The 4,287-nt window shown below is 67.6% G+C and carries 3 protein-coding genes; all 3 read left to right on the top strand.

From position 1 onward, the window contains the following. The first annotated feature begins 130 nt into the window (after nucleotides 1–130). A complete protein-coding gene (dusB, locus tag DBR22_RS16825; protein ID WP_108599963.1) occupies nucleotides 131–1,309 on the top strand; it encodes a tRNA dihydrouridine synthase DusB in 1,179 nt (392 codons plus the stop codon). Next, the gene (locus DBR22_RS16830; RefSeq protein ID WP_108599964.1) at nucleotides 1,293–2,591 is read left to right on the top strand and encodes a deoxyguanosinetriphosphate triphosphohydrolase; all 1,299 of its coding nucleotides are present in this window, start codon (nucleotides 1,293–1,295) and stop codon (nucleotides 2,589–2,591) included. The genes dusB and DBR22_RS16830 overlap by 17 nt, the downstream gene beginning before the upstream one ends. A gap of 87 nt (nucleotides 2,592–2,678) precedes the next feature. Beyond that, on the top strand, nucleotides 2,679–4,287 hold a 1,609-nt coding region (dnaG, locus tag DBR22_RS16835; RefSeq protein WP_108599965.1), incomplete at its 3' end, for a DNA primase.

A 4,287-nucleotide genomic window follows, 5' to 3' on the forward strand; every position in this document is an offset into this window, starting at 1 on the left:
GCCGACGCCGACGCGCCGGAGACCCGGCGGGGACGCCGCGCAGACCGCGGCTGACGCTTTTGCTGACCCCCCGGAGCATTCCCGTGGGCGGGCGGCCCGCCGATTTGTCCGTCTTTGAGACAATGGACGGGTGACTGTTGTAGCAACGCCTCCTGCCCCCAAGCTGGAACTCCCGCCCCTGAAGCTGGGCCCCATCACGGTGGATACCCCCGTGATCCTGGCTCCCATGGCCGGCATCACCAACTCCGCGTTCCGCCGCCTCTGCCGTGAGTACGGCGGGGGTATGTACGTTGCGGAGATGGTGACCTCGCGCGCCCTCGTGGAGCGCACCCCGGAGTCCCTGCGCATCATCTCGCACGACGACGACGAAAAGGTCCGCTCAGTCCAGCTGTACGGCGTGGACCCCGTCACCGTCGGCCAGGCAGTACGCATGCTGGTTGAAGAGGACAGGGCCGACCACATCGACCTGAACTTCGGCTGCCCCGTCCCGAAAGTGACACGGCGCGGCGGCGGCTCCGCCCTGCCCTGGAAAATCGACCTGTTCACCTCGATCGTGCAGGCAGCTGTCCGGGAGGCGTCCAAGGGCAACGTCCCGCTCACCATCAAGATGCGCAAGGGCATCGACGACGACCACCTGACATACCTCGAGGCGGGCCGGATCGCCCGCGATTCCGGCGTTGCCGCCGTCGCGCTCCACGGCCGGACCGCGGCGCAGTTCTACTCCGGTGAGGCCGACTGGACTGCCATCGCCCGCCTCCGCGAGGCCCTGCCGGACATCCCGGTGCTGGGCAACGGCGATATCTGGTCCGCCGAAGATGCCGTCCGCATGGTCCAGCAGACAGGAGTGGACGGTGTGGTGGTGGGCCGCGGCTGCCAGGGGCGCCCGTGGCTCTTCGGCGACCTGATGGCCGCCTTCGAGGGAAGCGACGTCCGCCACAAGCCGGACCTGCGCAAGGTGGCCGAAAGTGTTTACCGGCACGCCGAACTGATGGTTGAAACCTTCGGCGACGAAGGCAAGGCCCTCCGTGAAATCCGCAAGCACATCGCCTGGTACTTCAAGGGCTACGTGGTGGGAGGTGAACTGCGGACGAAGATGGCGCTGGTCACCAGCCTGGAAGAACTCCGTGGGACCCTGGGCCAGCTGGACCTGGATTCGCCGTACCCCGGTGCGGACGCCGAAGGCCCCCGCGGCCGGGCGGGCTCGCCGAAGAAGCCTGCACTGCCCAAGGACTGGCTGGAGTCCCGCTCCCTGAACGAGGCGCAGTCCAAGGACATCTCCGCCGCTGAACTGGATGTCTCCGGTGGCTGAGACCCGCACTACGGCCCCGGTCCTGCCCGGCTACGAGCCCCACGACTCCGCCCGGTGGGTGGAGGAATCACCCAAGAACACGTACCGCTCCGACTTCGAGCGGGACCGCGCCCGGGTGCTCCATTCCTCGGCCCTGCGCCGCCTGGGCGCCAAAACGCAGGTGGTGGCGCCGGACACCGACGACTTCGTCCGCACCCGCCTGACCCACAGCCTCGAAGTTGCCCAGGTAGGCCGGGAACTTGGCCGTGCCCTGGGCTGCGATCCGGACGTGGTGGACACCGCCTGCCTCAGCCATGACCTCGGCCACCCGCCCTTCGGCCACAACGGTGAATCGGCGCTGAACGAAGTGGCCCATGCAATCGGCGGCTTTGAAGGCAACGCCCAGACCCTCAGGCTGCTCACCCGGCTTGAACCGAAGGTCCTGGCTCCGGACGGAAGCCCCGCCGGGCTGAACCTGACCCGGGCCAGCCTGGACGCTGCCGCCAAATATCCCTGGTCCGCGCTGGAAGCGCCGGTGATCCACGGTCAGCGCACCAGCAAGTTCGGGGCCTACGAGGACGATCTCCCCATCTTCAACTGGCTCCGCGAAGGCGCCCCGGTACGCCGGTCCTGCCTGGAAGCACAGGTCATGGACCTGGCCGACGACATCTCCTACTCGGTGCACGACGTCGAGGACGCGATCGTGGCGGGCCACTTCCAGCTCCGCTGGATGGACAACCCGGATCACCGCGCCCGCGTGGTGGGCTATGCCAAACAGTGGTACCTCCCGCACAACGACCCCGCCGCCATCGACGCAGCCCTGGCCAGGCTCGAAGCCACCGACGTCTGGGTGCGCGAGGCCGACGGCAGCCGCAAATCCATGGCAGCCCTGAAGAACATGACCAGCCAGCTCATCGGCAGGTTCTGCCAGAGCGCGCTGGAGACCACCCGCGCCCTCTACGGCCCGGAAAACCTCACCCGCTACAACGCCGAGCTGATGGTGCCGGATGAGACGGTGATGGAGATCGCCGTGATGAAGGGCCTTGCCACAACTTTCGTCATGACCACCGAACACCGGCAGCCCATCTACGAGCGCCAGCGCGAAGTGCTCCACGCCCTGGTAACCGCCCTGAACTCCACCGGGGACCGCCACCTGGAGCCCATGTTCGCCGCGGACTGGCGGGATGCAGCCGACGACGGCGCCCGGCTGAGGGTCGTGATCGATCAGGTGGCCTCGCTGACCGACGGTTCGGCGCTGGCCATGTACGAACGGCTGGTGGGCAGCCTGCCCTCGCTGTGGTGACTGGATGGTGGTGACCTTCGACGCAACTGCCCACATACGGCCGGCCCCGCTTCAACCCCTGCCCTGCGGCGGGTCTAGGATGGCTCTGTGGCTGGCCTGATCAAACGTGAAGATATTGACGAAGTACGCCAGCGCACGGACATCAAGGAAGTGGTTGACGGCTACGTCACGCTCAAGGGTGCCGGGCTGGGGACGTACAAGGGCCTGTGCCCCTTCCACGACGAGCGCTCGCCGTCGTTCACCGTCCGCCCGCAGGTGGGCAGGTACCACTGCTTCGGCTGCGGCGAAGACGGCGACGTCATCGCCTTTGTGCAGAAGCAGGACCACACCTCCTTCCATGAAGCCGTGGAAAAGCTTGCCGCCCGGATCGGCTACGAGCTGCGCTACGAAGACGGCGGAACCGGGCCCAACCGGGAAGAGGTAGGCAAACGCCAGCGCCTCCTGGATGCCCACAAGATCGCCGATGAATTCTTCCGCGCCCAGCTCCTCACCCCTGGTGCGGCCGAGGGCCGCAACTTCCTCTACAACCGGGGTTTTGACCGGGCTGCTTCGGAACAGTTCGGTGTCGGCTATGCCCCGCAAGGCTGGGACGCGCTCCTGAAGCACCTCCGTGGCCGCGGGTTCACGGACGCTGAGCTCAAGCTCACAGGAATGTTTTCCGAAGGCAGCCGGGGGATCTATGACCGCTTCCGCGGCCGCCTGATCTGGCCCATCCGCGACATCGCGGGGGACACCATCGGCTTCGGCGCGCGCAAGCTCTACGAGGACGATCAAGGCCCCAAGTACCTCAACACGCCCGAAACCACGCTCTACAAGAAGTCCCAGGTCCTGTACGGTATCGACCTCGCCAAGCGGAACATCGCCAAGGACCGCCAGCTGGTGGTGGTGGAAGGCTACACGGATGTGATGGCCTGCCACCTCGCGGGAATCCCGACGGCGGTAGCTACCTGCGGTACGGCGTTCGGCACCGAGCACATCAAGATTGCCCGCCGCCTCCTTTCGGACGACGGCACCGGGGGAGAGGTCATCTTCACGTTCGACGGCGACGCCGCCGGCCAGAAGGCCGCCCTTCGCGCCTTCGAGGAGGACCAGCGCTTTACCGCCCAGACCTACGTCGCGGTGGAGCCCTCGGGAGCCGATCCATGCGAGCTGCGCCAGAACAAGGGCGATGCTGCGGTCCGCGACCTCATCAACATGCGGCGGCCGCTGTTCGAGTTTGCCATCCGGGCCACGTTGAAGCGCCACAACCTTGACACCGTAGAGGGACGGGTGGCAGCCCTGCGGGAATCGTCTCCCGTGGTGGCCCAGATCCGCGATGCCGGGATCAGGCCCGCTTATGCCCGCGAACTGGCCGGCTGGCTGGGCATGTCAGTGGAAGAGGTCTCCCGCGCCGTCGGCGCAGCCATGAAAGCGGCCAGTAGCGGCGCCCAGGCGTCCCCGGGGACGCCGTCCGGGGCCTCGGCTCCCGTGCGGACTGCACAGGCCGGCGGGCCCGGCGTAGCTGCCGGGCCGGCGTCGGGCGCTGTCCCGTCCTTCAACCGGCCGGACCCCCGGGACCCCGTGGCGTCCATGGAACGGCAGGCGCTTGAGGTTGCGTTGCAGGAGCCGGCCCTGCTCGGCGGCGGTATGTGGGAGCGGTTCGCTGCGGCCCGGTTCCTGACCCCTGCTTTCCAGGCTGTGCATGACGCCATGCGGG

Source organism: Arthrobacter sp. HMWF013 (genome assembly GCF_003061105.1).
Taxonomy (GTDB): Bacteria; Actinomycetota; Actinomycetes; order Actinomycetales; family Micrococcaceae; genus Arthrobacter.

Excerpts from the sequence above, each read along its gene's own strand:
- DBR22_RS16830 (WP_108599964.1), top strand. The coding sequence starts at position 1,293 with ATGTCTCCGGTGGCTGAGACCCGCACTACGGCCCCGGTCCTGCCCGGC.